General features: G+C 65.7%; 23 protein-coding genes and 1 riboswitch. Of the genes, 8 read left to right on the forward strand and 15 right to left on the reverse strand.

The window, feature by feature from the left end:
- The first annotated feature begins 71 nt into the window (after positions 1–71).
- Both G7Y82_RS01470 and G7Y82_RS01475 read left to right on the forward strand, forming a co-directional pair.
- Positions 72–998 carry a LysR family transcriptional regulator gene (locus G7Y82_RS01470; protein WP_168146559.1) on the forward strand — a complete coding sequence of 309 codons (927 nt, stop codon included), beginning with the start codon at positions 72–74 and terminating at the stop codon, positions 996–998.
- Between the two features lie 30 nt (positions 999–1,028).
- Positions 1,029–2,018, forward strand: a complete 990-nt coding sequence (locus G7Y82_RS01475) for a sensor domain-containing diguanylate cyclase (RefSeq protein ID WP_168146217.1) — start codon at positions 1,029–1,031, stop codon at positions 2,016–2,018.
- 35 nt (positions 2,019–2,053) lie between these two features.
- Here G7Y82_RS01475 and G7Y82_RS01480 read toward each other — a convergent pair whose 3' ends face one another.
- Positions 2,054–3,013: a quinone oxidoreductase family protein gene (locus G7Y82_RS01480; protein WP_168146218.1), complete on the reverse strand. Its 960-nt coding sequence runs from the start codon at positions 3,011–3,013 to the stop codon at positions 2,054–2,056.
- 146 nt (positions 3,014–3,159) lie between these two features.
- Between G7Y82_RS01480 and G7Y82_RS01485 the strand changes: the two genes are divergently transcribed.
- Positions 3,160–4,155 carry an aldo/keto reductase gene (locus G7Y82_RS01485; protein WP_168146219.1) on the forward strand — a complete coding sequence of 332 codons (996 nt, stop codon included), beginning with the start codon at positions 3,160–3,162 and terminating at the stop codon, positions 4,153–4,155.
- 58 nt (positions 4,156–4,213) lie between these two features.
- Here the strand turns inward: G7Y82_RS01485 and G7Y82_RS01490 are convergent, their stop codons facing one another.
- Positions 4,214–5,098 (reverse strand): 4-hydroxy-tetrahydrodipicolinate synthase family protein, encoded by an 885-nt coding sequence (locus tag G7Y82_RS01490; protein ID WP_168146220.1) that lies wholly within the window; start codon positions 5,096–5,098, stop codon positions 4,214–4,216.
- A 347-nt stretch (positions 5,099–5,445) separates the two neighbouring features.
- Positions 5,446–5,597, forward strand: a riboswitch (FMN riboswitch).
- 70 nt (positions 5,598–5,667) lie between these two features.
- On the opposite strand from G7Y82_RS01490, the gene G7Y82_RS01495 reads away from it, so the two are divergent.
- From G7Y82_RS01495 to G7Y82_RS01510, 4 genes are all read left to right on the forward strand, one after another.
- Entirely contained in the window at positions 5,668–6,177 is a 510-nt protein-coding gene (locus tag G7Y82_RS01495) for a 6,7-dimethyl-8-ribityllumazine synthase (protein ID WP_168146221.1), read from the forward strand.
- 108 nt (positions 6,178–6,285) lie between these two features.
- Positions 6,286–9,378, forward strand: coding sequence for an ATP-binding protein (locus tag G7Y82_RS01500; RefSeq protein ID WP_168146222.1), 3,093 nt, complete (start codon positions 6,286–6,288; stop codon positions 9,376–9,378).
- A 33-nt stretch (positions 9,379–9,411) separates the two neighbouring features.
- Entirely contained in the window at positions 9,412–10,236 is an 825-nt protein-coding gene (locus tag G7Y82_RS01505) for a mechanosensitive ion channel family protein (RefSeq protein WP_168146223.1), read from the forward strand.
- Positions 10,236–11,270, forward strand: a complete 1,035-nt coding sequence (locus G7Y82_RS01510) for a potassium channel family protein (protein ID WP_168146224.1) — start codon at positions 10,236–10,238, stop codon at positions 11,268–11,270. The genes G7Y82_RS01505 and G7Y82_RS01510 overlap by 1 nt, the downstream gene beginning before the upstream one ends.
- Positions 11,271–11,499: 229 nt before the next feature.
- Here the strand turns inward: G7Y82_RS01510 and G7Y82_RS01515 are convergent, their stop codons facing one another.
- The 9 genes from G7Y82_RS01515 to G7Y82_RS01555 form a co-directional block, all read right to left on the reverse strand.
- Positions 11,500–11,712 carry a cold-shock protein gene (locus tag G7Y82_RS01515; RefSeq protein ID WP_168146225.1) on the reverse strand — a complete coding sequence of 71 codons (213 nt, stop codon included), beginning with the start codon at positions 11,710–11,712 and terminating at the stop codon, positions 11,500–11,502.
- Between the two features lie 518 nt (positions 11,713–12,230).
- Positions 12,231–12,749 (reverse strand): DUF1697 domain-containing protein, encoded by a 519-nt coding sequence (locus G7Y82_RS01520; RefSeq protein WP_168146226.1) that lies wholly within the window; start codon positions 12,747–12,749, stop codon positions 12,231–12,233.
- A gap of 46 nt (positions 12,750–12,795) precedes the next feature.
- Entirely contained in the window at positions 12,796–13,518 is a 723-nt protein-coding gene (locus G7Y82_RS01525; RefSeq protein ID WP_206370207.1) for a cytochrome c biogenesis CcdA family protein, read from the reverse strand.
- 10 nt (positions 13,519–13,528) lie between these two features.
- Positions 13,529–13,915 carry a thioredoxin family protein gene (locus G7Y82_RS01530; protein WP_168146228.1) on the reverse strand — a complete coding sequence of 129 codons (387 nt, stop codon included), beginning with the start codon at positions 13,913–13,915 and terminating at the stop codon, positions 13,529–13,531.
- 129 nt (positions 13,916–14,044) lie between these two features.
- Positions 14,045–16,615, reverse strand: a complete 2,571-nt coding sequence (locus G7Y82_RS01535; protein WP_168146229.1) for a membrane-bound PQQ-dependent dehydrogenase, glucose/quinate/shikimate family — start codon at positions 16,613–16,615, stop codon at positions 14,045–14,047.
- 307 nt (positions 16,616–16,922) lie between these two features.
- On the reverse strand, positions 16,923–17,705 hold the full coding sequence (locus G7Y82_RS01540) for a LytR/AlgR family response regulator transcription factor (RefSeq protein ID WP_168146230.1): 783 nt from the start codon (positions 17,703–17,705) through the stop codon (positions 16,923–16,925).
- Positions 17,702–18,784 (reverse strand): sensor histidine kinase, encoded by a 1,083-nt coding sequence (locus tag G7Y82_RS01545; protein ID WP_168146231.1) that lies wholly within the window; start codon positions 18,782–18,784, stop codon positions 17,702–17,704. The genes G7Y82_RS01540 and G7Y82_RS01545 overlap by 4 nt, the downstream gene beginning before the upstream one ends.
- A gap of 4 nt (positions 18,785–18,788) precedes the next feature.
- The gene (locus G7Y82_RS01550) at positions 18,789–19,220 is read right to left on the reverse strand and encodes a hypothetical protein (protein ID WP_168146232.1); all 432 of its coding nucleotides are present in this window, start codon (positions 19,218–19,220) and stop codon (positions 18,789–18,791) included.
- A 46-nt stretch (positions 19,221–19,266) separates the two neighbouring features.
- Positions 19,267–19,977: a DUF2306 domain-containing protein gene (locus G7Y82_RS01555; protein WP_206370209.1), complete on the reverse strand. Its 711-nt coding sequence runs from the start codon at positions 19,975–19,977 to the stop codon at positions 19,267–19,269.
- A gap of 321 nt (positions 19,978–20,298) precedes the next feature.
- On the opposite strand from G7Y82_RS01555, the gene G7Y82_RS01560 reads away from it, so the two are divergent.
- The gene (locus tag G7Y82_RS01560; protein ID WP_240954005.1) at positions 20,299–21,441 is read left to right on the forward strand and encodes an RMD1 family protein; all 1,143 of its coding nucleotides are present in this window, start codon (positions 20,299–20,301) and stop codon (positions 21,439–21,441) included.
- Between the two features lie 145 nt (positions 21,442–21,586).
- On the opposite strand, the gene G7Y82_RS01565 is transcribed toward G7Y82_RS01560, so the two are convergent.
- The 4 genes from G7Y82_RS01565 to G7Y82_RS01580 are packed head-to-tail and all read right to left on the reverse strand — an operon-like array spanning position 21,587 to position 26,275.
- Positions 21,587–23,212 carry a type I restriction-modification system subunit M gene (locus G7Y82_RS01565; RefSeq protein WP_168146234.1) on the reverse strand — a complete coding sequence of 542 codons (1,626 nt, stop codon included), beginning with the start codon at positions 23,210–23,212 and terminating at the stop codon, positions 21,587–21,589.
- Between the two features lie 11 nt (positions 23,213–23,223).
- The gene (locus G7Y82_RS01570; RefSeq protein ID WP_366515589.1) at positions 23,224–24,231 is read right to left on the reverse strand and encodes a virulence RhuM family protein; all 1,008 of its coding nucleotides are present in this window, start codon (positions 24,229–24,231) and stop codon (positions 23,224–23,226) included.
- Entirely contained in the window at positions 24,225–24,974 is a 750-nt protein-coding gene (locus tag G7Y82_RS21820; RefSeq protein ID WP_206370211.1) for an REP-associated tyrosine transposase, read from the reverse strand. Before G7Y82_RS21820 ends, G7Y82_RS01570 begins: the two co-directional genes overlap by 7 nt.
- Positions 24,971–26,275, reverse strand: coding sequence for a restriction endonuclease subunit S (locus tag G7Y82_RS01580; protein ID WP_168146236.1), 1,305 nt, complete (start codon positions 26,273–26,275; stop codon positions 24,971–24,973). Before G7Y82_RS01580 ends, G7Y82_RS21820 begins: the two co-directional genes overlap by 4 nt.
- Positions 26,276–26,295 lie beyond the last annotated feature (20 nt).

The raw sequence follows: 26,295 nt of genomic DNA on the forward strand, positions 1-26,295 counted from the left end.
CGCATCATCGATGTCGCCATACCGGTTAAAAAGACGGATAATCAGTTAGCACTTTCACCATATTCGTGAAAATGATCCGCTTCGACGACCTGCAGCTGTTTGTGCGCACTGCGGCGTTGGGCAGTTTTTCGGCGGCCGCACGAGAGGCCGATTTGCTGCCTGGCCAAGCCAGCGCGGCGATCAAACGGCTTGAGCGCGAGCTCGATACCCGCTTGTTCGCGCGTTCGACACGCAGCCTGCGGCTGACGGCGGCCGGCGAGCAATACCTGCCGCATGCACGCGAAGCGCTGGCCGCACTGCATGAAGGTCGCGAACGCCTGCTGAGCGACGGCGGGAGGCTGCGCGGTCTGTTGCAGATCGCAGCCCCATCGGACCTCGGCCGCAACCTGCTGCTGCCGTGGATCGGCGATTTCCGCCGCGCGCATCCGCAACTGCAGGTGCGTCTACGTCTGTCGGATCACGTCACCGACGTGTTCCGCGATCCCGTCGACGTGGCGATCCGCTATGGCCGCATCGACGATGCGAGCTTCGTCGCGCTGCCACTGGCGCCCGACAACCGCCGCGTGCTGGTCGCTGCGCCAGCGTATCTACGCGACCGCGGCCGGCCGACGACGGTCGACGAACTAGCCGCGCATGACGCCCTGCTGTATCAACTCGGTGGCCGGCCTTACGACCGCTGGGCATTCACGATCGGCGGCCAGCGTCACGTCGTGCGCATGCGCGGCACGTTGACCAGTGACGACGCCGACGTGGTGCGCCGCTGGGCCGTCGCCGGTGAGGGCATCGCTTACAAATCCTGGCTCGATGTACAGGCCGACGTCGACGCCGGCCGGCTCGAACTGCTGCTGCCCGGCGCCATCGGCGAGTCAACGCCGCTGAGCCTGATCTGCCCACATCGCCGCCAGTTCTCACCAGCCGTGCGTCTGCTGCACCACCTGCTGCGCGAACATTGCGCCGCCTTGCCGGCGGCGCCCCCGTCGAAACGCAGCGGGCACTAACAGCTGCCACGCGTCGTATAGTCACGACGCATGGATGCCGTTCTCAGTCAGCTTGCCGAATCCGTTGCCAGCGCCCGTGATCTGGAGACGCTGACGCGGCCCTTGCTCGAGCTGCTGGAGTCAGTCACGGGCATGGAGAGCACCTATCTGACGTCGATCGACGCCGAGGCCGACGCCCAGCAGGTGCTGTACGCCTACAACACGCAGACCCTACAGATTCCCGAGGGCCTGACCGTGACCTGGAGCGATACGCTGTGCAAGCGCGCGCTCGAGGAAGACCACCCGTACGCCGACGATGTCGAAACCCGCTGGCGCGATTCGGCGGCGGCGCGCGCCCTGGGCATCAAGACCTATGTCAGCCAGCCGGTGCGCAATCTCGACGGCAGCGTTTGCGGCACCTTGTGCGCGGCCAGTGATCGGCGCGTCGAGCTGGCGCCACGAACGCTCAAGCTGCTGACCATGTTCGCGACCTTGATCGCGCATCAGATCGAGCGCGAGCGCCTGCTCGAGCGCCTGCAGCGCGAGAATCAGGAGCTGAGCTCACACGCCCTGATCGATCCGCTGACCGGCATCGCCAACCGCCGCGCGCTGCAGCAGGAGCTACGGCGCATGCTGGCACGCGCCGCGCGAGACGGCGGCAACGTGCAGCTGGCCTTCATCGATCTCGACGGCTTCAAGGCGATCAACGATCGCTACGGCCACGAGATTGGCGATCGGTTCCTGATGTTCATCGCCGGCAAGCTGGTGGCCGGCACCCGGGTCGGCGATATCGTCGCGCGCCTCGGCGGCGATGAGTTCGTGGTGGCCGCATCGAGCGGCGATGCCGACAATCTGCGCGAGCGCGTCGAGGCGCTGACCGCCGGCCGCTTCCACGTCGACGACATCATCATCGACTATCGCGGCGCCAGTGTCGGCCTTGCCGTCTCGGTGCCAGGCGAGAGCGAACCGGACGCCCTGCTGATGCGCGGCGACGCCGCCATGTACGCGATCAAGCACGCCCGCCACGCCGCACGCGCCTGAGCAAGAGACGCGGCGGCAATCCGCCCGCCGCAGGATCAGACCTGCAACACGATGCGCTCCGAAGACGGCTGCTTCCACGCCGCCTCGACGTCGGCGAGCGGTACCGCGCGCGCGTCGATCTTCAAACCGGCCGATGCCATTTCCGCGAACATTTTGCCGATGACCTGCACGAGACCGGCATACGAGACGCTGCCGAGACCGCTGCCCATCAGCTCCAGACCGGAGCTGCGCAGCGTACCGGCCGGCAACGGCAGCGTCGGCCCGGCCAGGTTGCCGATATTGACGAAGCGCACGCGCGGCTGCGCGGCCGCCGAACCATGGCCGGATGCCGCTTCGAGCAGGCAAGCCGCCGGAGCGCCCCACAGGTAGTCGAGCACGACGTCGATGCCGTTGCCGTACAACTCGTCGCGAAACGCCGCCGTCAGCTTGTCCGGTGATTGATCGAGGCCAATGAAGTGATCGGCACCGAGCGCGCGCAGCTCGTCGGCCACGTCCGGCTTGCGCGCGGTGGCGACGATGCGCGACGCACCGAGGTGCTTGGCGATCTGGATCGCCAGGCGTCCGGACGTACCGGCGGCACCGTTGACCAGCACCGTCTCGCCGGCCCGGAACTGCGCGCGCGCTTCAAGCGCCGCCCACGACGACATGCCGGGATTGGCGATGGCCGCGGCGGTCACGTTGTCGACGTGTTCGGGCAGTGCCACGCACTGCGTCGCGGCGACCGCCACGGTCTCGGCCATCGCACCGATCGGCGCGCGCGGAAATGCGAAGTAGACGCGCGTCCCGTCCGCGAGCCGGCCGACGCCATCGGCGCCGGGCACGAACGGCAGCGTCTTGCCGCTGCTGTAATGCTTGCCGGCCGCCTGTGCGCGCACCAACTGACTGATCGCCGCGGCCGTCGTCGACACCAAGACATCGCCTTCTTGCGCCTGCGGCGCGTCGATCTCGCCATAGACCGGCACATGATCAAACGAGCGGACAATCGCAGCTTTCATCGGCAACTCCGTGGCGGTGGCAAAGCCGCGATGGTACGCGACTGCGTTGCACGATCGCGCAACGGACTCGGCGTATCGTGTTATCGATTGTGGCGCCGGCATGCGTACAGTGATCAGCTCCCCGCTTCCGCACCAAGGATCCCCACATGAGCATCCGCACGCGCAAACTCGGCAACCAAGGCCTCGAAGTCCCGGCGATCGGCCTGGGCTGCATGGGCATGAGCCAGTCCTATGGCCCAGCCGATGAAACCGAATCGATCGCCACCGTGCATCGCGCACTCGAACTCGGCTGCAATTTCCTCGATACCGCCGAGGTCTACGGCCCGCTGCACAACGAGGAACTGCTGGGCCGCGCATTGGCCGGCCGCCGCCACGAGGCGATCGTCGCCACCAAGTTCGGCTTCGTCATCCAGGACGGCAAGCCGGTGCCGGGCCAGGTCAACAGCCGCCCCGAACACATCCGCGAGGCGGTAGAAGGCTCGCTCAAGCGGCTGCGCACCGACTACATCGACCTGCTCTATCAACATCGCGTCGACCGCAGTGTGCCGATCGAGGATGTCGCCGGCGCGGTCGGCGATCTGGTCAAGGCCGGCAAGGTTCGCTACTTCGGTCTGTCCGAAGCCGGCGCCGACAACATTCGCCGCGCCCACGCCGTGCATCCGCTCAGCGCGCTGCAGAGCGAGTACTCGCTGTGGGAGCGCAATCTCGAACCGCAATTGATCCCGCTGCTGCGCGAACTGGGCATCGGTCTGGTGCCGTTCTCGCCGCTCGGTCGCGGCTTTCTGACCGGCGACGTGCAGCGCGCCGAGGATTACCCGCAAGGCGATTTCCGTCGCAACGATCCGCGCTACCAGGGCGAAAACTTCGACGCCAACGTCAAGGCCGCGCAGATCGTCCGCGACATCGCCGCCGCGCACGGGGCCAAGCCCGGGCAGATCGCCATCGCCTGGCTGCTACAGCGTGGCGACGACATCGTGCCGATCCCCGGCACCAAGCGCCGCAAATATCTCGAGGAGAACGTCGCGGCGACGACGATCGCACTCGATGCGACTCAGCTGCAGGCGCTCGACACCGCCCTGTCGCCGGACAAGGTGCGTGGCGAGCGCTACGCACCGGCGGCAATGGCCGGCATCGATCGCTGATCGACGCGCCATCGGCGCCATCCGGTCGCGGCGCGTGCGCCGCGACCGGCAGCCGTGATCAGGCCGCGAGCGGCGGATCGGCCAGCATCGTCGCCAGGCGCTGACGCAGACCGTCCGTGGCCGCGTGCATCGGCGCACGGCAGCGCGCGTCGATCCAGCCCTGCGCCGCCAACGCGGCCTTGATGCCGGCCGGATTCGGTTCGTCGAACAGGGTGCGGATCAGCGGCCACAGCGCATGGAAATGGCGCTGTGCGTCGGCGAGCCTGCCGTCCTGCATCGCCGCGTGGACGGCCGCGAAACGCTGCGGATGCAAATGCGCGGACGCCGCGATCGCGCCGCTGCCGCCAAGCGCCAGCGTCGCCAGCAGATGGCCGTCCTCGCCAGCCAGCACGGCAAGCGGCGTGTGCGTGATCAGTTCCAGCGTCAGCGTTGGGTCGCCGCCGCAGTCCTTGACCGCGCGGATATTCGGATGTCGCGCGATCGCCGCGAACGCTTCGAACGACAGCGCCACGCCGGTCCGATACGGAATGTTGTAGACGACGATGGGCCACGGCGACGCGTCGGCCAACGCCAGGTAGTAGTCGATCAGCGCCGCCTGCGACGGTCGCACGTAGTACGGCGGCGTCACCAGCAGCGCGTCGAGCCGGCGCGTGCGCAACGCCGCGATCGTGTCATGCAGATGCCCGAGATGCGGCCCGCCGAGCCCGAACATCAGCCGAGTATCCGGGGCCGCGGCCCGCACGCTGTCGAGCACCGCCAGTTGTTCGCCGTCGTCGAGTGCATGCGCCTCGCCGGTCGACCCACAAACGACAAGACCGGCGACATGTGGCGCCAGATGCTGCGCCAGGCGCCGCAGCGCGTCGTGATCGACCGCGCCGTCAGCCGCAAACGGCGTGACCAGCGGCACCCAGATGCCCGAAAAAAGTCCTGTTTGAGATTCCATGATGTATCCCGCATGACGAAAGATTCCGACCGGTGAACGGTCAGGCTCGCGTGCGGAACATTGGGATCGAATCGAGAAGCATCTTGAACACCACTCCGCCAGCTTGCCTGACGGAGCCCACGCCCCGGTCAGGTAGGCGTGAGTTTTTTCTGCAACGCACAGCACGACAGCCCGGCTTGGCGACCGGTGCCGAAACAAAGCTGCGCGCGGCGAATATCGAACATGGGCGGATTATCCAGAGCGGGCCGCGCGCACGTCAACGCGGCCCGGCTGCCAACCTCGTCCGGGGCGACGATTGCACGACGCCCGACGCTGGCGCATCATCGCGCCGCCGCGACGTCCTGCGCCGCGGCTCTCGGGGCGGGGTGAAATTCCCCACCGGCGGTGATGGCGAGCGATCGCACAAGCCCGCGGGCGCCCGGTCCTGACGGACCGGGGACGAGCAGATTTCGGTGAGATTCCGAAGCCGACGGTAGAGTCCGGTTACGAGAATGCTGATGTCGTAGCAGCCGTGCGGCTGCGCGGCGCGCGTGTGCCCCGGGGTCCTCTATGCGAACCACGGAGCCCCGATGAATCAAGCCGTTTTTCCCGACGCCGTTTCGAGCCCGACCGCCGGCGATGCGCCGCGTCGCGTCGCCTTCATCCAGAGCTGCTGGCACCGCGAGATCGTCGATCGCGCGCATGCCGGCTTCGTCGAGCAGATGATGCAGGCCAGCTGGTCGGCCGACGCCATCGAGCATTTCACGGTGCCCGGCGCCTACGAGCTGCCCTTGCAAGCGCGCCTGCTGGCCAAGAGCGGCCGCTACGCGGCGGTGGTCGCCGCCGGGCTGGTCGTCGACGGCGGCATCTACCGCCACGACTTCGTCGCCCACGCGGTCATCGACGGCCTGATGCGTGTCCAGCTCGATCTCGAAGTGCCGGTGCTGTCGGTGGTGCTGACGCCGCATCATTTCCACGAGCACGATTTTCATCGTCAGCTGTTCCACGGTCACTTCTTCGAAAAGGGCCGCGAGGCGGCGCAGGCCTGTGTCGGTGCGATCGCTGCAACCGAGCGCGCACGCGCGCTGCAGCCCGCCTGAAGACCCGGCGGCGCCCGCCACCGGCCTCCACGCTGGACAGCGAGCCTCGTCGCAGGTCATCGTCGGCAGCACGAAGAACGACCGGACCGTCCGGAAGGAGAGGCGTACTTGAAGGCACACCGGCAATGCGCGCTCGGCATTCGTCTGCTGCTGTTGGGGTTCGCTGTCGCATTTGCCGCGCCGCTGCTGGCGCAACCGGCACCGCTGGCCACCGCCGAACAGCACGCGGTCGATGCCTCGCGAGACCAGCTGCGCAACGAGATCGCCGATCTGCAGCGCCTGCTCGACGGTGAGCTGCCAGCACACAACGAGCTGGCGGCGCTGTTCGAGATCGATCTCGACGACAGTGCCGCCGTTGCCCAGCGCGCCGCCACGCTGCGCCAGCGCCTCGCCGATCTGCCACCGGCGCCGGCCGCGGCGGTCACAGCCGATGATGCGAAACCCGCTGCGGACGCAACCGCCGACGCCGGTGGCGGCGACGATGACGCCCTGCGCATCGAACGTGACCGACTGCGCCTGGCCTTCCTCAGCCTGCCCGCCGACCGCCGTCAGGCTCTGCTCGAAGCTGACCGCCTGCGCCGGCAGCAGCAAAGCGCCGCCGCCGAGCAACAAGCATCCGCCGCGGCGCTGGCCGCCACCGAGCAGGCCCGCAACCAGGCGCTGGCCGCCGCCAGCAACGCGACCAGCGATGCACAGCGCGCATTCGCGACCCAGCAGGCCCGCCTGCTGGCCTATGCCAGCGAGCTGACGACGCTACGTCAGACCTGGGCGCAGACCCAGCAAAGCCAGCTCGCACAGCGCCGCGAACTGCTCGAACGCTACGCAGCGGTCATCGATGCAACGCCGCTGGCACCGGCGCGGGCCGATGCGCTCTACAGCAGCATCCGCACCGACCTGGCGCAATTGCGAATCGCCGCCGACGACGCGCTGAACGCGCTCAACGCACCGTCGGATGTCGCACCACTGCCCGACGACCTTGGCAGTGTCGGGCTCGACGCGGCGGATGCCGACAAGCTGCGCGCATTACACGCACGCCTCGATGGCGAGCGCGCCGACATGGGCCAGCGCGAAGCGCAGCAGCGCTACGAAACCGCCGACGCGCTGATGGATACGCTGAGCACGCTGCAAAAGCGCCGCGTCGCACTGCTGCCAATGCTGTCGCCGGCCAAGCGCGCCGAGGTCACCGGCTTTACGCGCGATGGTTTCGAACGCCTCGTCAGCGAGGTCGATCATCTGCGCCTGATGGCGCGCTGGTATCCGATCCAGCGCCTACATCGCGTCCGCAGTCTCGCGGGCTTGCTGCACAACCTGTTCGACGCCGGTCGCGTCGGCGTCGAATTCACGACGCTGATCATTCTGCTCGGCGGCTTGTGGTTCGTCCGTCGCCGCAGCCGGCCGTGGCTGCGACGCGCACAGCACTGGCTGTCGGCGCACGTCCAGCCGCGCACGCTGATGCTGCGCGTCGACAATCTGATGCAGATGCTGGTCGCCGTCGCGCAGGAGCTGGTCGTGCTGTGCGGCGTCTATCTGGTCTTCGACGGCCTGCTGCACGGCGCTCAGGGTGCGGCCGAGCTGGCGACGATTCGCAAGCTCGCCTACGCCTACGCGTTCTACGCGCTGGCCCTGGCCTTCATTCATCGCGTGCTGCTGACAGCGGTCTCGCGCTATCGCACGGTCGACCCGGCGCTCAACGAGAAGATCCGGCGCTCGGTACGGCTGGTGGCACGACTGGCGCTGCTGGTCAGCGTCTATCTGATCGTGGCGCAGGTGCTGCTCGGCCGCGGCGCGTTGTACGGCATTGCCAAGGACGTTGCGACGGTCGGCGCCTTCATCGTGTTCTGGCGCCTGATTCATGCCTGGCGCGTCGAAATCACTCGTGCCTATCTGCAGATTTCGCCGACGGGACGGCTCGCCGAACTGGTCCGCCTCAGCCAGAAGCGTCGCTACGGCCTGGTCGTCAGCGTCGCCGCATTCGCGTTCGTCGCCGCACGCGGCCTGTGGACCTGGCTGCGCGATCTGGCGCTGGGCTTTCAGCAGACGCGCAAGGCACTCGCGTATCTGTTCCGCCGCCAGCTCGAACGACAATCGAAGAACCAGGCGGCGGCGCCCGACCCGAGCCTGCTGCCGGCCGATCTGCAGGCGGCGCTGACCGAAGAGCCGGCGCCGGCCGAATTGAGCATCGACCACTATCCGCAGCTCGCCGAGGTCGCGGCGATGGCAACGCGTCTGGCCGGCGGCGGCCACGGTGGACTGGTCGCACTCAGCGGCGAGCGTGGCGCCGGCAAGACCACTTGGCTACTGGCCCTGCAACGTCAGCTCGGCGATGCGCTGCCGCTGCGCCTCGAAACCCTGCAGACCCGCGTCGCGACCCGTGCCAGCGCCTGCCGTGCCCTCGCCGAGCTGCTCGGCTGCGACAGCACCGATGACCCGGACGCGTTGATCGCCGCCGCGCTGCAGGCACCGCCGCAAGTGGTGATGATCGATCTGGCGCAGAACCTGGTATTGCGCACGGTCGGCGGGCTCGATGGCTACGAATGCTTCGTCTACATCGCGCGCGCCACCGCGTCACGTGTCCTGTGGGTGGTGTCGTTCGCCGCCGCGCCGTTCCACTTCCTGCAGCGCGTACATCCCGGACGCGAGGTCTATGACCGCAGGGTCATGCTCAGCGCCTGGAGCGAGCAGGACATCGGCACGCTGATCAACACGCGCATGCAGCACGCCGGCTACACCGCCGACTATGATCAACTGCTGCTGAATTCGGTGGCGCTGGCGCCACCCGGCGTCGGCAGCAACAACGGCAATGCTGCGGAGCGCATCGCCGATCGCTATCACCGCCTGATCTGGGATTACTCGGACGGCAATCCGCGCGTTGCCCTGCATTTCTTCCGGCTGTCCTTGAGCCCCGCCGGCGAGCGCAAGGTCACCGTGCGCCTGTTCCAGATGCCGTCCGGCAATGCGCTCGAGGAAACCGCGGCGCGCACGCGCCTGGTCCTGGCCTGCCTGCATCATCACGAGAACCTGACTGCCATCGAGGCCGCCAGCTCGCTGCGCTTTCCGGTCGACGAATGTGTGCAGACCCTGGAGCGCCTGCAACGCGCCGGCTTTCTGGTTTGCGAGGCCGACGCACGCTACCGCGTCACCAGTCACTGGAATCGCGCGGTGCTGCGCTTCCTGCAACGCAAGAAACTGCTCGCCGCATGACGACCGTATCCACCATCGCCCGGAGCGCATCCCGTGGATAACGCCGCCGACGTTCTCAAATTCGTCCGCCCAGGCGGCATCCCGACCGCACTGCTGATTCTGGTACTGACATGGTTCGCGGTGCAGCTGCTGCACAAGCTCGGCGAGAAGCTCGGCAATCGCATGGTCGACCGCCGTCTGGCGACCAACCAGATCGTCACCGTGCTGCGCTTCCTGCTCTACATCGGCGCGTTCGCGGCGGCGGTGCCGGTGGTGTTCGCGCTGACCAACGAAATGATGCTGGCACTTGGCGGCACGATCGCCGTCACCGTCGGCTTCGCGCTCAAGGATCTGGCGGCATCGATCATCGCCGGCATCACGCTGCTGATCGACAAGCCTTTCCAGGTCGGCGACCGCGTCAGCTTCGACGGCCACTACGGCGAGATCCAGTCGATCGGCCTGCGCTCGGTGCGGCTGGTCACGCTCGACGACAACGTGGTGACCATCCCGAACAACAAGTTCCTCAACGAAAGCGTGTCCAGCGGCAATGCCGGTGAGTTGCACATGCTGATCCAGCAGGACTTCTACATCGGCATCGACCAGGATCTGGAAACCGCCAAGCGCATCTGTCGTGAGGCGATCACGTCCTGCCCTTACGCGTTTCTCGAACGACCATGGGCGGTACTGGTCAACGAGGTCGTGCACGAGCAGTACTTCGCGCTGCGCCTGCGCACCAAGGTCTATGTGATGGACGTGCGCAACGAAAAACTGCTGGAGTCGGACGTCACCGAGCGCATCGTCGCCGGCTTCGCTGCGGCCGGCATCCAGCGACCGGCCATCCTCTATCGCAACGCGCCGGCGGCGGGCGGTCGCGACTGATGGCACGCAACAAGTCGAGTGCGACTTCGCGGCTCTACATCAAGGCGCCGCGTTCCCCGGAACGCACACTGCTGGTCCGCCTCGGCCTGCTCGTCGCACTGGTGTCGATGATCCTCGGCATCTTCTGGTGGGACCGCGACGGCCTGCGCGATCAGATCGATGGCCATGTCAGCTTTGGCGACGTCGCCTACTTCACAGCGGTGACCGTCGCCACCGTCGGCTATGGCGATATCGTGCCGGTGACCCCGCGCGCACGACTGGTCGACACCGTCCTCGTCACGCCAATCCGCCTGGTGATCTGGCTGATCTTTCTCGGAACCGCGTATGAGCTGGTGCTGCAACGCTGGCTGGAGGCCCGCCGCATGAGCCGCATGCAAAGCAAAATGAACGACCACCTGATCATCTGCGGCTTCGGCCACAGCGGCCAGAGTGCCGCGCACGAAGCCGTGGCGCGCGGTACACCGCCGGCCGCAGTGCTGGTGCTCGACGTCGACGACGCGCGCCTGGCCGCCGCCGCCGAATGCGGCTACATCGGCCTGCGCGGGGACGCCACGCGCGAGCACGACCTGGCCGACGCCGGCATCGAACGCGCCGGCGCCGTGCTGATCTGCCTGGATCGCGACGACTCCGCCGTGCTCGCGGTGCTGACTGTGCGCCAGCTCAACAAGACGGTGCGCATCGTCTGCTCGGTCAGCGAAGAAGAGAACATCAAGCTGATCCGCCAAGCCGGCGCCGACGCGATCATCGCGCCGGCGATCGTCGGCGGCTATCTGATGGCCGACTCCATGCAATCGTCGTTGATCGCCGACTACATCGAGGACCTGATGCGTTCCGACGGCCGCGTGCGCCTCATCGAGCGACTCGCGCGCGCCGACGAGATCGGCAAGCCGATGCGCGACATCGGTCCGGGCCTGATCGTGCGTCTGCATCGCGGCGAACAGCGCATCGGCTTCTGGGAAGCCGAAGCCGGCATCGTGCGCGCCGGCGACCGCCTGATCGAAATCGAGCCGCGCACGACGCCTGTGCACCGCTAGGCGACGGCCGCAGCCAACGCCACTCAGCGCGCCGGCATTTGCGGCGACCGCAGGGTCGGGCCAGGCGCTGCCGGTAACGAACACGCCGAAGGCGGCGAGCAGCACGGCGATGCTCTGAGATTCGGCGCGGGCGCGCCGCTGCGCTGAGCGCCCTGGATCATTGTCTGGGACATAAAAAAACCGCGGCGCCTTGAAGGCGCCGCGGCGATACAGCGAACAGCGTGACGGCTTAGAGCGGGCGAATCTTCGTCGCCTGCATGCCCTTCGGGCCGCGCGCTTCGGTGTATTCGACGCGCTGGCCTTCGGCCAGGCTCTTGAAGCCGCTGCCTTCAATTTCCTTGAAGTGGGCAAAGAGGTCTTCGCCGCCGTTTTCCGGCGTGATGAAACCGAAGCCCTTGGCGTCGTTGAACCACTTGACGGTACCGGTAGAAGTGTTGCTCATGGATACATTCCTAATCAAAGTTAAAAAGCGGATTGACCACCCGCAATGGCGCAAACGGTCAAGGAACGCATCTGGGAATTACATGCCGGCGGATGAAGCGTGGCGGCATTAAATAGCGGAATACACTGCTTGATACTTGCCCGCTCAGCGTACGCGCATCCGAGCCACATGTCGAATCCGCACCGCGCGGGAAGCGAAAACGCTTGGCAGATCGCCGCACGCCACGCTGCAGAAACACCGCCCCCAACGCACTGCTGCGCCTGCTGAGCCGCGACGAACGGCCGCAGGCCGCGAACCATCCTTGGCCTTCGCCCGACAACAGTGCGAGCCATGACCTCGAGGCGCATGGCGAACGCCGCGGCATCGCCAATGCCGGCGGCCGGAAGCGTTGAGCCGGACGGCTCGCCCACTGGTGAAACAGGTCGCGTCCGGGGCCCGAGCTGTCGCCAGGCTTTACGGCAGCGACTGGCGACAGGCTGCGCCGCGTTCGCGGCAATGTCGTCGGCGATCCGCTCGGCTCAGACGCCGAGCGCCGCCGCCATCTCGGCGAGCTTGGCGACCGTATTCATGTTGCGCGCGGTACCGGCCTTTGCTGCACGGATCACGAGTTTCGAATCGGCCATGCCGTCGCCGTAGTGCACGTAGAGTTCGCGGGTCCCGAGGCGGATTTCCTCGTGCTTGAGATGCAGCACGTCTTCGGCGGCGTTGGCGGGCGGCGCTGCGTCGAGAAAGATGGCGACACTGCGGTTCGGTGCGCGATCGGCAAACGGGTTGGCGGCCTGCACGGCCGCCATCTCCGCCGCAGTGCGCACCAGCACCTCGACCGGCTTGCCGGCATAGTCGGCAAGCTGTGCTTGCAGCAGCGCCTTGACCTGCGCTTCGCGCTTGCTGCTCACGAACACGACGTTGCCGCTGGCGATGTAGGTGCGGGCCTGCGTGAAGCCGCAACGCTCGCACATCGCCTTGAGTTCGGTCATCGGCAACTTGCCGGTGCCGCCAACATTGACGGCGCGCAGCAGCGCGACATAGGCAGTCATGGAACACCCGGCAGCAGTAGCGGCCGTCGAGCTTAACGCGCAGCGCTCAATAACGCGTGGTCAGCGTGATCAGCCAATCCGGAGCCTGCATCGTCAGCCAGGCTTCCAGCGTGCGGTCATAGCCGCTGACGATGCCGACCCCGAGCAACAGCAACAGCGCGCCGAGCACGAGCTTGCCCGATTGCGCGACGTGCGCGAGACGGCCGCGGACACGGCCCAATGCCTGTCGCGACAGGCTGCCGACGAGAATCAATGGCAGTGCGGCACCGATCGCGAACGCCAGCATCACGGTGGCGGCCTCGCCGAGATCGCGACCCTGACTGGCGAGGGCCGACGCCGCCCCGAGCGTTGGCCCGACGCAGGGCGTCCAGATGGCGCCGAGGACCACGCCGATCAGCAGTTGGCCGGTCCAGCCTTGCGGCGTGATCCGCCGCAGCAGGCCATCGCCTCTGGCGCTGAGCTGCGACGTCGCGAGTTCGAAGCGTCGCCGCAGCGGCGCCACCAGCAGCACCAGCCCGGTAAGCGTCAGCAGCACGCCGGCTGCAAAGCGCAGTGTCTCGGCATCCAGTCCGATTGACCAGCCGATGGTCGCGACGAACAGGCCGAATGCGGTGAACGAGGCGATCAGCCCGGCACCGAGCGCCAGCGCGCCCCAGCGATGCGCCGCGACCGCCGAGCCGATCACGATCGGCAACAGTGGCAGGACGCACGGCGACAGCGTCGACAAGGCCCCGGAGAGGAAGCTGAGGCCCAGCTGCGCGGCACCCATGGCCATGCCCTCATTTCAGGCCGGTGTCGAGCAGCTTGCGGATCGACGCGTCATCGGTGACGGCGACCGCACGGTCGCGCTCCTGCGCGCCGCGATAGACGATCAGCGTGCTCTGCTGGGTAATGTGAAAGCGCTTGAGCGCGGCGCGCTGGTGGTCGTAGTCGATCTTCAGCACGGTGTAGTCGGCGTAGCCTGGCGCCGCCACCAGCTTGGCGACGACTGGCGCCTGCTTGCGACAGGTGGGGCACCAGTCGGCGTGCGCCTCGACTAGCACGGGCTTGTCGGCCGCCGTCAATTGCGCGAACGCCGTGTCGCTGAACGGCATGATCTCGCCCGCGTGTGCCGCGGCGCTGACCGCCAGCAGGATGGCCGCAGACAGCCAGCTCCGATATTTCATGATGAACTCCGTCGAACGTGGTGACGGCGTGCAGCATAAAAAAGCGAACCGCGCGGCGAAGCACCGCGCGGTTCGCGATTTGTGCCCGAGCGTCCGCCCGCCTCGCGGCGGACGGATGCAGGCGATGCCTCAGGGCGTGGCCATCTTCTGCGACACCGTCTCCGGCAGCGCATAGGCGATCACGTAATCGCCCGCCGGCGTTTCCATGAAGTGATGGCCCCCGGCAACGATCACCAGATATTCACGACCGTCGATCGAGTAAACCATCGGATTGGCCTGGCCACCGGCTGGCAGCGGTGCCTGCCACAGCGTCTTGCCGGATTTGATGTCGATCGCGCGGATCATGTCGTCGGTCGCCGCGGAGATGAAGATCAGACCGCCAGCGGTGACCACCGAGCCGCCGTTGTTGGGCGTGCCGATCGGAATCGGCAGATGCGAGGCGATGCCGAACGGGCCGTTCTCACGCCCGGTCCCGAACGGACGATCCCACAGCGTCTTGCCGGTCTTCAGGTCGATCGCGCGAATGCCGCCGTAAGGCGGCTGCTTGCACAGCAGCCCGGTGACCGGCAGCCGCCAACCGGCGTTGACGTTGACCGCGTACGGCGTACCGGCCTGCGGGTCACCTGCACCTTCGGCGGAACCGTCGTCGGCACCTTCGTCACGTGGCTTCCAGCCGAGTTTGTCGGCGGTCGCGCGCGGCACCAGCTTCACGTAGTTCGGCATGTCGTTGTAGTTGGCCACGAGCACGCCGCGATCAGGATCGATCGCGATGCTGCCCCAGTCGGAGCCGCCGTTGTAGCTCGGATACTCGATCGAATGCTGCTTGACCTCAGGCGGCGTGTAGATGCCCTTGTAGCTGGCCGCACGGAACTGGATACGGCAGGCCAGCTGATCGAATGGCGTAATGCCCCACATGTCGCGCGCCGTCAGATCCGGCTTGCGCAGCGTCGCGTAGGTCGAGAACGGTTGCGTCTTCGAACGACGGTCCGGCTCGACACCACCACCCGGCACCGGGCGCTCCTCGACCGGGAACAACGGCTTGCCGGTCTGACGGTTGAGCACGTAGATCTCGCCCTGCTTGGACGGCAGGATCACCGCCGGCACCTTGCCGTGATCGGTCGGGAAGTCGACCAGCGTTGGCTGCGAGCCGAGGTCGTAGTCCCAGACGTCGATATGCGTGGTCTGGAAATGCCAGACCGGCTTGCCGGTGTTGACGTCGATGGCGACCAGCGACGTGGCGTAGTCGTCCTCTTCCGGCGAGCGCCCGGTGCTCCAGTAGTCCGGCGTCGAATTGCCCATCGGGAGATAGACGTAGCCGAGCTGCTCGTCACCGGCAGCGGCGGTCCACATGTTCGGCGTGCCACGCGTCCAGGTCTGGCCGTCCGGCGGCGCGCCGGTCCAGTCCGGATGCGTCATGTCCCAGCCCCAGCGCAGCTTGCCGGTCACCGCATCAAAGCCTTCGATGACGCCGGACGGTTCGGTGCGCTTCTGGCCGTCGAGTACCTGATGGCCGGTGACAATCACGCCACGGACAATGACCGGCGGTGCATTGATCGCGACGTAGCCTGGCGGCGTCTCGCCCATGCCTTGGGTGATGTCGACCTGACCGTTGTCGCCAAAGCCCATGCATGGCTTGCCGGTCACCGCGTCAACCGCGATCAGCCGGCCATCAAGCGTGCCTTCGATGATGCGCGTCGCGCAGGCCGCAGCCATGGCCGGCGGCGGCGTGTCGCTGTCCGACGCAGCCGTTGTCGTGTCGGTGCTGCTGGCGGCCGGCTGGCGGCCCGCCTCGTTCGCGGCCGGTGCGGCGCTGCTTTCGGCGCTCGCATCCGGACCGTCGCTCGACGCGCTCGCATCGACCGACGGCGCCGTGCTGCCCTGTGGCGGCACCACGTAATAGGCGACACCGCGACACGCGGCCGTATATGGAATAGCCTGGTCGGCAACGTGCGGATCGTAGCGCCAGCGCTCCTTACCCGTGCGCGCATCAAGGCTGATGATGATGTTGTGTGGCGTGCAGGTGTAGAGGCTGTCGCCGATCTTCAGCGGCGTGTTCTCGACGCCCCAGCGTTGCTTCGGCAGGTCGCCGGTGCGATAGACCCAGGCCTGTTGCAGTTGCGCCACGTTGTCGGCGGTGATCTGCGTCAACGGCGAATAGCGCGTCGCTTTCTGACTGCCGCCATAGGCCGCCCAGTCCTGATCGGCGGCGCGATCGGCCGGCTGCACGAAACCCGAATCGGTACTCGCGACCGGCACCGTCGAACCGGCGACCGGCGCATCGGGCACCGGCCCGCCGCGCGTCACGTAGTAAGGAACAAACGCCAGGGCGAACGCGGCGACGAAGACCACGACAAAGCCAGCCGCGAGACTCCACGACTTTCGAACGGACGGGCCGTTGCGCAGCCACGGCGCAATCAGCGCGACGACGATGCCGAGGGCCAGGATCAAGCCGAGGCGTGGCACCCAGCGCCAATAATCAAGGCCCGACTCCCAGGCCGACCAGCCGACCGTGCCGAGCAGCACCAACCAGTAAACCCAGGCACCGGCGCGGTGTCGCCGCATCAGCAGCACACCAGAAATCATCATGCCAAGCCCGGCGATGACGTAGTACCAGGAACCACCCAGCGAGACGAGCCAGATGCCGCCCGCGCCGAGCGCCAGGCCCATGAGGAAGATGAGTAATCCGACGATGAAAGACATGCGCACTCCTTGCGTCACGTGACGCCGGCCCACGTCTTCCCTTGAATCTTCCCCGCAGCCGGCAGAGCTCAGTAGGGTGACAGCTGCAAGGTGGACGCTAACTGAAGCGCAGCTGACATTGCCCCCTGACAGATTCGATGGTGCTCCTCGGCGATTAACCCAGAGTTAACTCTTCTCCACCTACGGTTCTCCGCCTAATGGCCGCTGACGCTGGTGACACGCGTCGCCGGCACCGGCACGGTGTCCGGCACCGCGAATAAGCACGACGCGTCACACCGAAGAAAAAGCCCGGCATCGCCGGGCTTTTTCACATCTGCCGGAAGCGATGCGTATAGCTGCGGCTGACCGGCAGGGTCTCGTCGCGCGCCTTCAAATGAATCACCGCGGTTTCGTTGTCGCCGCGCGCGACGTGCTGGATCGCGCGCAGATTGACGACCACCGCGCGATGCACCTGCGCGAAACGCTCCGGATCGAGCTGCGCCAGCAGCTCCTTGAGCGGCGTACGCACCAAAGCTTCGGATGGACGCCCGCCGTCGCCGCGCCAAGCCACCATCGTGTACTTGGCGTCGGCACGCAGATAGTCGATCTCGTCGACCTCGATCAGACGCACATGCGCGCCGACCTGCACGCGCAACCAGCGCAGGAAGGTCGGCGCCGTGCTGCGCTGTAACTGTGCGGCCAGTTGCTGCAACAGGGCATCGGTATTCGCTGCCGGCTCGGCGCTACGCAGCCGCGCCTGCAGGCGCGCCACCGTCGCCGCCAGACGCGGCATCTCCACCGGCTTGACCAGATAATCGAGCACGCCATGCTCGAAAGCCTGCACCGCGTACTGATCGAACGCGGTGACAAAGACCAGGTGCGCGACGCTGCCGATGCGCTGCGCCGCCTCGATGCCGGACAGGCCCGGCATGTGCACGTCGAGAAAGCAGATATCCGGTCGCAGCACCGCATGCTGCTCGACGGCCTCGCGCCCGTTGCGCGCCTGCGCGACGATCTGCAGCGCCGGCCAGGCCTCGCCAAGCTGGCGCGCCAGCGCCTCGCGCAGCAGGGGTTCGTCGTCGGCGATCAAAGCGGTCGGTGCGCGATTCATGGGCCCGCCTCTCGCGCAGCGAATTCGGCTTGCGCGCAAACGCCATGAGGCGCGTGCGCCACGATCCGCAGTTGCGCGTCGTCGCCGAAACGCAGTCGCAGGCGCTCACGCAAGGTCGCCAAACCCGTGCCCAGCCCCGACGACGACGCCTGCAGGCCGATGCCGGTATCGACGACACGAATCCGGCAGCGGTCGCCATCGCGCTGAACCTCGACGTCGATGCGGCCACCCTCCTCACTTGGGTCGATGCCGTGACGCACGGCGTTCTCGACCAGGGTCAGCACCGTCATCGGCGGGCAGACCAGCGACAACGCCGACTCGTCGGCGCGCACACTGTATTGCAGGCGATCCGGAATGCGCATGTGCATCAAGGCCAGATACGCGCGGCACAGCTCCAGCTCACGCGCCAGTGTCGCCGCCGGCTCGTGCAGGCGCGGCACGGCCGCACGCAAATACGCCGTGAGGCTGCGCAACAGCGGCGAAGCCTGCGACGAGCCGCTGTCGACCAGCGCCTGCACATTGGCCAGCGTGTTGAACAAAAAGTGCGGGGCGACCTGCGCCTGTAGTAGATGCAAGCGCGCATCGACCGCCTGCCGCTCCAGCTCGCTGCGTTCGAGCGCGAAGCTCAGCGCCTGATGCCGGGCCAAGGCTTCCTTCTGCCGGATCAGTGCCGCCAGCGCCGCCCATGGCGCCAGCAGCACGCCGAGCACCGCGAGCATCATGAAACCGCTGAGACGCTCCTTGTCCGCCCAGAACGGCGGCGCACCATCGGCCGTCGACGCCACGTAAATCGCGAACGTCACGATCGGCATCGTCAGCGCCACGGCCAGCACCTGCAAGACCCAGCGCGCGCACCAGCGCGGCAGCCGCGGCGGCCACTGCTCGAACAGGCTGAAAGCCAGCATCGCGCACAGCCCGAGGCCAACGACGCGGATGAAGGCCGAGAACATCCCGGAATTCCAGCCGATGCCGATCAGTACGCCCAGCGCACCCGAGAACAGCAGCACGAAGCGCAGCCGCCGCCAATCGAAGGCCAGCGCCAGACCGCGCGGTTTCGTCGTCGATGCGGAAGTGGGCATGCGTCTAGGTTATGTCGGAACGGACGCTCGCGCGCCGCCAGCGATCCCCGGGCGCCGCAACGTAGTGCGCCACGACGTAACGCCAGGGGACAGCGATCGGCACCAGCACGATGCCCATCAGACACGCGAACAAGGTCTCCGCCGCGTAGGCATCGAGGCCTTGATGCCACCACATCGGCAGTGCCGACGCGCCAACCCAGATCAACTTCCACAGCAACTCGAACAACAGTACCGGCAGCAGTTGCAGCGGGTAGCGCAGGCCGAGCACGCAGAGCAGCGCCAATGCCCCGAGCAGCGCCCGAATCACCGAACCCGGCCCGGCGGCGAGGTCGGCCAGCTGGACGATGGGCGGCCAGACGGTGCTGGCCAGACCCAGGGCGATGAACGCGTAAACCGCGCGCAGCAGGTACAGCCGCAGCAGGGAAACGTCTTGCATCGCAAGCTCCTCGGAATCCAGGTGACAACGGCGGGCACGCCGACGATCACAGCCGCGGCCACCACAACATCATCGTCGCCGTCGCGATACCGGCGGCGGTCAGCAGCGTCAGCCCCAGCAGCATCGTCGCCGCCGCCCACTGTACGGTGGCGCCGCGCCGCTGCGCGCGCAGGAACAGTTCCAGCACCATCAGCGGCACGACGAACTGGGCGATGTTGAGGACCGTCAGGAACGGGCCGGAGAAGGTCTGCGGATCGAAGCCGACCGGTCCGCGATTGATGGCCAGCCACAGCGTCAGCCCGAGCCGGAAGAACCAGACGCCGCCGACCGCGAGAAACAGACGCAGTGCCCAACGGCGATGCGCGGCGAGATCGCGACGGCGCGCGCTGCGCCACGCCCAAGCGGCGAAGGCCACGATCAGCAGCGCGTTGACGCTGATCGCCAGATTCTGCGACAGATCGCCGACCGCCCCGCGCAACCAGACCAGCGCCAGCCCGCCCAGCGCCATCACCGTCGCGGCGAGCAGATACAGATAGCCGACGCGCCGATGCCAATGCGGCCAGCGCCGGCGGACCGCCGGCACGAGCTGCGCGGCGCCCGCCGCGATGATCACGACCACGAACAGCAGATGTAGCGCCAATACTCCATTGAGCAGCGGCTCGCCGGCCCGGTAGCCATAGGCGAGCACCTGATTCCAGTCCTGCGGGCGTCCATGCAGCGCCGCGGCGCCATAAAAGATCGTGACGTAGACGGCCATGAACATCTGCCCGCACACCGCCACGAACAGCCACAACGCGCCGCTGGCACGCAGCGCCGTCGACGCGCGTCGCGCGGTCGGCGCACGAGCTGAAATGACGGGCGCACACGCAGACGCAGCGACGGAAGCGGATATCGACGACATGGTGTCCCCCCTGATTGGCACGGTCGATCTGCAGCTTGTGCGGCGTGGATCTGCACCGCGAGCGGGCTTGCGACGAATGACGGCCGTGCGGGTCCGAACGACGCCAGCGACGGATCGGCGACGGCCCGGCCATCGGCTGTCACGGCGATGTGCGCACCAGCGGTGTAGCGTGCCGGCATGAACACCGAAGTCACGAACCCGATGCCGGGCAACAATTGGCGCGTGCGCGATGGCGAAATCGTCACGCAGCGTCTGTTCGACGTCGCCTATTCGATCGACCTGGCGCGACTCGAAACCCTGTGGGCACAGCGGCCCGGCGGCGCCAGCCGGCGCGGCGGCTTCCGCAAAACGCCGCCGAAAGCCGTTGCCTTCGACGTGCCGCCGCTGGTGCTGCCGCTGGAACCCGTCACCGTCGATCTCGGCCACCACGCGCACACCGCGCAGGTCGAAGTGCGCGTCTACGACTTCGGCGCGGTGTCCATTGCCCTGCGCATCGCCGTCACGCATTGCGAGTGGCGCGCCTACACCGCACTGCTCAACGAGGTCGACCGCCACATCGGGCCGGCGGTCGAGCATCCGCTCTGGGAGCACTTGCTGGCGCGGCTGTTCGACGTGGCCGGCGCCGCGTTCGAACGCCCGAACCGCTCCGGTCTGCAGGAGGACTATCTGTACGGCATCGTGCGCGCCTTCGAGCAGCCGGTGCCGCCTGCGTCGCTGATCGACGACCGTGGTCTGGTCGAACTGCTGTCCGGCGAGACCGTGCCGCTCGGCGAAGGCACGCGCCGCGACCTGCTGCGCCAACGCTTCTCGTACTACGAGGACGATCTCGTGGTGCTGACCTGGGATCGCGCCTTCATCTACGATCCGCGCGGCGATTCCGACGTCGCCGATGTGCTCGAAATCGCCAATGCGCAGCTACTGGAAATGCGCTACTACGACGAACTGCTCGACGACGAACTGCCGCACATGTACGACCTCGTCGAAGCCGCGCAGCGCGCGCTGCTGCCCGGTGCGCCGCGGCGCTATGCGGAGCTGGCGCGCCGCCTGTACGGCCTGGTCGCTGAAGTCACCGAACTCAAGGAACGCGTCGACAACGCGCTGCAGGTCACCGAGGATGTCTATCTCGCACGCCTCTACAGCGCCGCACTCGACCTGTTCCGCGTCGCCGGCTTCAGTCAGGCCGTCGACCGCAAGCTCGCGATCATCCGCGACACCTACATCGCGCTCTACGACGAAGCCTCAGGCCGCCGCGCCGAGCTGCTCGAACTGACGATCGTGCTGCTGATCCTGTTCGAGATCGTGATGGCGTTCGTGCACTGAGCGCACTCCTAACCATGGGAGCGGATATCCGCCCCACGATTCGTTGCCGGCGCAACGCGCAAGCACCACGAAAAATCCGGATTGCCGATATCGACGAAGTTACCGCGATCTTCTACAGGCTCGAGTTCGCAGCCACCAAACTCGTTCAGTCCCGCGTCTCTCCACCGGGCAGCACCGGCAGATTCAATTCCTTCAGAAACGCATTGTGCTTCCGCGTCGCTGCGCGGATTGCTTCCTCGATTTTCATCAAGTTGGCATGCGTCGCTTTCAGGTCGATCTCCGCCTCCGCCTGCGCCGTACTGATGTAGCGGGAGATGTTGAGGTTGTAGCCTTCCTCGGCGATGCGTTCCATCGAGACGCGCTTGGCGTAGCGATCTTCTTCACGCCGATACTGATAGGTCGAAACGATTTTCTCGATGTGCCCGTCGTTGAGGAAGTTCTGTCGCTTGCCCTTCTCGAAGTGCTCGGCGGCGTTGATGAACAGCACGTCTTCCGGCTTCTTGCACTTCTTCAGCACCAGAATGCACACGGGAATGCCCGTCGAGTAGAACAGGTTCGGCGGCAGGCCGATCACCGTGTCGATGGTGCCATCCTTGAGCAGCTTGGTACGGATGCGTTCCTCGGCGCCGCCACGGAACAACACGCCATGCGGCAGGATGATCGCCATCACACCCTGGTCTTTCAGGTAGTGCAGGCCATGCAGCAGGAAAGCAAAATCCGCAGCTGACTTGGGCGCGACGCCGTAGTTCTTGAAGCGCACGTCGTCGCCCATGTCCTCCTTCGGCTCCCAGCGGTAGCTGAACGGTGGGTTGGCAACCACGGCATCGAACTTCGGCATCTTGGCGGGATTGGTTTCTCGCAGGAAATCCCAATCATTGAGCAACGTGTCGCCGTGGTAGATCTCGAACTCCGTGTCCTTCACCCCGTGCAGCAGCATGTTCATGCGCGCGAGGTTGTAGGTGGTGATGTTCTTTTCCTGTCCGACGATCCGGCCGATGCCGTGCGGCCCCATGCGTTTGCGCACATTGAGCAACAGTGAGCCGGACCCGCAGGCAAAGTCGAACACGCTGCCCAGATGCTTCACGGGGCCGGTATCCGGCGCCTGGCTGTCCAGCGTGACAATCGCCGAGAGAATGTCGGAGATGCGCTGCGGCGTGTAGAACTCACCAGCCTTCTTGCCCGAACCGGCCGCGAACTGGCCGATCAGGTATTCGTAAGCGTCGCCGAGCGCATCGACGTCAGTGCGAAACTCGTTCAGGCCCTTGGCGATCTCCTTGATGATCTCGCACAGCTTCCTGTTCTTGTCGGCGTGCGTTCTGCCGAGCTTCTCCGAACCCAGATTGATTTCCGAGAACAGGCCGCCGAACGTGCTCTGGAACGATTCGTTCTCGATGTATTTGAAACCTTCCCGCAGCGTTTCCAGCAGATCGTCGCTCTGGTTCTTCGCGAGGTTGGCGATGCTGGCCCAGAGATGCTCCGGCTTGATCACGTAATGCACCTTGCGGCGCATCTGCTTCTCGAATTCGACGACGTCGCCCGGGTTGTTCGCATACCACAGCGCTAGCGGTACACGGCCGTCGTCGGCAGACAACTGGGGAAAATCCGGCCCCAGTTCCTTCTTCGCCGCCGCCTCATAGTTGTCGGACAGATAGCGCAGAAACAGGAAGGCCAGCATGTAATCGCGGAAGTCGTCCGCATTCATCGCACCGCGCAATCGGTCGGCAATGTTCCAGAGGGTCTTGCCCAGCAGCTGTTTGTCTTTGTCGTTCATGAACAGGGCGATCAGGATTTCTTGGGGCGCCGCTTGATTTTGGCTTCGAGGCGCTTCAGCTCGGCTTCGTCGGCTTGGTCGGCAGCCAATGCCTCCTGCTGTCTGCGACGCTGGTCGAACTCGACATAGCGAGCGAACGTGGACGTCTCCATCCGCTCATGGCTGATAGAGCCCTTGCCATCCAGCAGCGGAAAGCCGTTGGTGGTGATGATCTGGTCGATGTTCTCTTTCCAGAAGCTCATGCGGGTTTCCTTACGGTTCTTCGCGCGCAGTTCCGCCGTTTCCAGAAAGATCACCACGAGCCGATTCAACGTGTCGATCTCGTCCTCATTCAGATAATTCTTGGCAATGAGGATGTCGGTCTTGCGGACCTTGTCGCCCTTCCAGGCCAGCAGGCCGAAATTCGGATCGCCGGGGTCGGCTCGTGCCGTGACCAGTTCGGCGGCGGTCTGTTGCGTCACCGCGAACAGCAACAGGTTCTGCACCGTAGCGAAGAACTGCTGAGTCGCGCGATCAGTCTTGTCATAGTCCGTGCTGAGTGCAAAGAGATCGCGCACCTTCTGGTAGAACCGCTTCTCCGAGGCGCGAATGTCGCGAATGCGCGCCAGCATCTCGTCGAAGTAGTCCGGGCGGCCGTCCGGGTTCTTCAGCCGCTCGTCATCCATCACGAAGCCCTTGAGCAGGTACTCCTTGAGCACGGTGGAGGCCCAGCGACGGAACTGCACACCGCGCGGCGAGCGCACGCGGTAGCCCACTGCGAGGATGGCGTCGAGGTTGTAGAGCGTCAGCGGCCGCCGGACCTCGCGCTCCCCCTCGGATTGAACTACCGAGGATTCCTCGGTAGTTGCCTCGCGGCGTAACTCCTCGTCTTCAAAGATATTTCTGAGATGCAGACCAACGTTGTCCGTACTCGTGTCGAAGAGTTGTGCCATCTCGCGCTGGCTCAGCCAGACCGTCTGATCCTTGGCACGGAGTTGGATTTGGCTCTTGCCGTCTTCGGTGGTGTAGAGAATCAACACTCGTCTGCTCCCCTGTGAGCGCCGACGTCCTCGTCGGCTCTGAAATCCATGCCGGCGGGGACGCCGGCGTTCCCAGCACTTGACCACGGCCATTCTTCCGGACTGCGGCAAAGACCGGCCCTGACCGGGTTCTGATGAATGTAGTCAACCACCGAGCCGTAGTGTTTCTCGTCGCGGATGTAGCGATCCCAGTACTCCCGCATCCACACCGGCCCGCCTTCCGGAATGTCGAGCCCTAATGCCGCGCGATTGCGCGATATCCAACGGGCGGTGAACGACTTCCAGCCCTGCACGATCGACGCGAGATCGATCAACGGTTCCAGCAAAACGTGCACATGGTTCGGCATCACGCACCAGGCGTGCAAGTGATAGCGCTCGCAGTGAAAATGAAGGAATGAACGCTGCACGAAGCCGGCGACTTCCGGGTGGCGGAGCGCGCAGCCTCCCATGCCGGCGTCCAGCCAGGATTCGATCTTTTCGCGTTTCGCCATCTCACGGCGCGTCTCGGGAAGATGCCGAAGCTCCTCACGCAACTGCTCAAGTTTCTCTCGCGGCAAGCTGTCCGCGAGCCGATAGGTGATCGACTGCAATACCTGAGGCGAATCGAGGTGTGGCAGATAGCCTCTCGAATACCACCTGGGCGTGCCATCGCTGGGAGCATCGACGTCCCTGGGAGCGCCGACGTCCTCGTCGGCTTTAGAAGACATGCCGGCGGGGACGCCGGCGTTCCCAGCGCTGCTCACGTCCTGGCCTCAACCTGGGATGGCGACGGAAAGAGCTGCTGCATGAGCCCTTTCTTGTGGGTCTTGAGGGTTTCGAGCTGGTCGCTTTGGGCGGCGATCAGGTCATCGAGAGAGGAGAGGCAGGAGGCGATGCGTTGTTGTTCCTCGAATTGAGGAACGCACAGCCTCATGCGCGCAAAATCATCGAAGTAAAGGCGAAGGCGATCTTTCGTGAGGCCGCGGGACGTCGCTGTCAGCAAAAGAAGAACATGCGGCAGCTTGAATAGATAGGCAAAGAAGTCAGAACATGCTCCGGCCTTCGGCGCGAGAACAACATAGGCAGGGCTGACCATGCAGTCCTCTGCTGCGACGCCTTGCGCGCCCTGCCACATCCGCATCATGTTGTAGGCGATGTCGCCCTTGCAGACTTTCTTGTTTCCGGCTGGGTCTTCGATGTCGTAAAAATCACGATCAAACGATGCGCGCGGGATCATTCCGTCGTTGATGGTTACCGAGTAGATCGGCAGTCCAGTTTCCCCGGCTTCCTTGCGGTTTGCGAACAAATCACAACCGACCTTCACCGCCCAAGCAGGAGCACTTCGGAACTCGGAAAAGCGGAGGCGGGGGAGGGTTTCGCCTTCGCGGGGGAAGAGCTGCTGCATGAGCCCTTTTTTGTGGGCATTGAGCGCGTCGAGTTTTTGGCTTTCGGCGCCGATCAGCTCGTCCAGCGTGCTCAGGCACTCGGCGATTTTTTGTTGTTCGGCGCGCGTCGGAACTCCAACATCAAACTGTGTGAGAGCATCGGTATCAATTTTCCCAGCGCCAATTCCAGTTTTGTCTACTGGAATGCGCGACTCCGCAGCCAACAGTTGATGAAGCAAAAACTCGCCGCTCACGTTCTGGCCCACCGACAAAGACTTCACGTCTTGATTGAAGGCAACGTCAACTTCTGCAACGCAGATTGGTACGCGATTAAAGAGCATGCTGCCTCGGACCAACATCAGCAGCGAACCCTTCGGTGCGATGCGAGTACCGTTTCCGATTGCTGCCTCGGACACGTTTAGTTCTGAACTACGAACTCGTGTTTCATGCATTGCTGATGCGCTGATCCAAGGAATCGAACCGCTCCAGAAACTGGGGTTGTCTTTTGGCGGCGTTCCCCCGGATGAGAACTCGGTTATCTCTCCCAGCTTCTTTCCTACCCACGCTCGCCCGTCCCGAAACTCCGGAAACCGCAGCTTCGGCACCAGCGCTGGGAACGCCGACGTCCCCGTCGGCTGCTCGCTTGATGCCGGCGAGGACGCCGGCGCTCCCAGGGACATCGTTGCTCCCAGCGACGCTC

The organism is Solimonas marina (assembly GCF_012241385.1).
GTDB classification, from domain to species: domain Bacteria; phylum Pseudomonadota; class Gammaproteobacteria; order Nevskiales; family Nevskiaceae; genus Solimonas; species Solimonas marina.

What these genes read in the sequence shown, in the direction of transcription:
- G7Y82_RS01540 (WP_168146230.1), bottom strand. Translation starts at nt 17,705, where the DNA reads ATGAATCGCGCACCGACCGCTTTGATCGCCGACGACGAACCCCTGCTG.
- G7Y82_RS01555 (WP_206370209.1), bottom strand. Translation starts at nt 19,977, where the DNA reads ATGGCCGTCTACGTCACGATCTTTTATGGCGCCGCGGCGCTGCATGGA.
- G7Y82_RS01480 (WP_168146218.1), bottom strand. Translation starts at nt 3,013, where the DNA reads ATGAAAGCTGCGATTGTCCGCTCGTTTGATCATGTGCCGGTCTATGGC.
- G7Y82_RS01490 (WP_168146220.1), bottom strand. Translation starts at nt 5,098, where the DNA reads ATGGAATCTCAAACAGGACTTTTTTCGGGCATCTGGGTGCCGCTGGTC.
- G7Y82_RS01520 (WP_168146226.1), bottom strand. Translation starts at nt 12,749, where the DNA reads ATGACTGCCTATGTCGCGCTGCTGCGCGCCGTCAATGTTGGCGGCACC.
- G7Y82_RS01485 (WP_168146219.1), top strand. Translation starts at nt 3,160, where the DNA reads ATGAGCATCCGCACGCGCAAACTCGGCAACCAAGGCCTCGAAGTCCCG.
- G7Y82_RS01580 (WP_168146236.1), bottom strand. Translation starts at nt 26,275, where the DNA reads ATGTCCCTGGGAGCGCCGGCGTCCTCGCCGGCATCAAGCGAGCAGCCG.
- G7Y82_RS01550 (WP_168146232.1), bottom strand. Translation starts at nt 19,220, where the DNA reads ATGCAAGACGTTTCCCTGCTGCGGCTGTACCTGCTGCGCGCGGTTTAC.
- G7Y82_RS01510 (WP_168146224.1), top strand. Translation starts at nt 10,236, where the DNA reads ATGGCACGCAACAAGTCGAGTGCGACTTCGCGGCTCTACATCAAGGCG.
- G7Y82_RS01470 (WP_168146559.1), top strand. Translation starts at nt 72, where the DNA reads ATGATCCGCTTCGACGACCTGCAGCTGTTTGTGCGCACTGCGGCGTTG.
- G7Y82_RS01560 (WP_240954005.1), top strand. Translation starts at nt 20,299, where the DNA reads ATGAACACCGAAGTCACGAACCCGATGCCGGGCAACAATTGGCGCGTG.
- G7Y82_RS01535 (WP_168146229.1), bottom strand. Translation starts at nt 16,615, where the DNA reads ATGTCTTTCATCGTCGGATTACTCATCTTCCTCATGGGCCTGGCGCTC.
- G7Y82_RS01565 (WP_168146234.1), bottom strand. Translation starts at nt 23,212, where the DNA reads ATGAACGACAAAGACAAACAGCTGCTGGGCAAGACCCTCTGGAACATT.
- G7Y82_RS01515 (WP_168146225.1), bottom strand. Translation starts at nt 11,712, where the DNA reads ATGAGCAACACTTCTACCGGTACCGTCAAGTGGTTCAACGACGCCAAG.
- G7Y82_RS01545 (WP_168146231.1), bottom strand. Translation starts at nt 18,784, where the DNA reads ATGCCCACTTCCGCATCGACGACGAAACCGCGCGGTCTGGCGCTGGCC.
- G7Y82_RS01475 (WP_168146217.1), top strand. Translation starts at nt 1,029, where the DNA reads ATGGATGCCGTTCTCAGTCAGCTTGCCGAATCCGTTGCCAGCGCCCGT.
- G7Y82_RS01495 (WP_168146221.1), top strand. Translation starts at nt 5,668, where the DNA reads ATGAATCAAGCCGTTTTTCCCGACGCCGTTTCGAGCCCGACCGCCGGC.
- G7Y82_RS01525 (WP_206370207.1), bottom strand. Translation starts at nt 13,518, where the DNA reads ATGGGTGCCGCGCAGCTGGGCCTCAGCTTCCTCTCCGGGGCCTTGTCG.
- G7Y82_RS01530 (WP_168146228.1), bottom strand. Translation starts at nt 13,915, where the DNA reads ATGAAATATCGGAGCTGGCTGTCTGCGGCCATCCTGCTGGCGGTCAGC.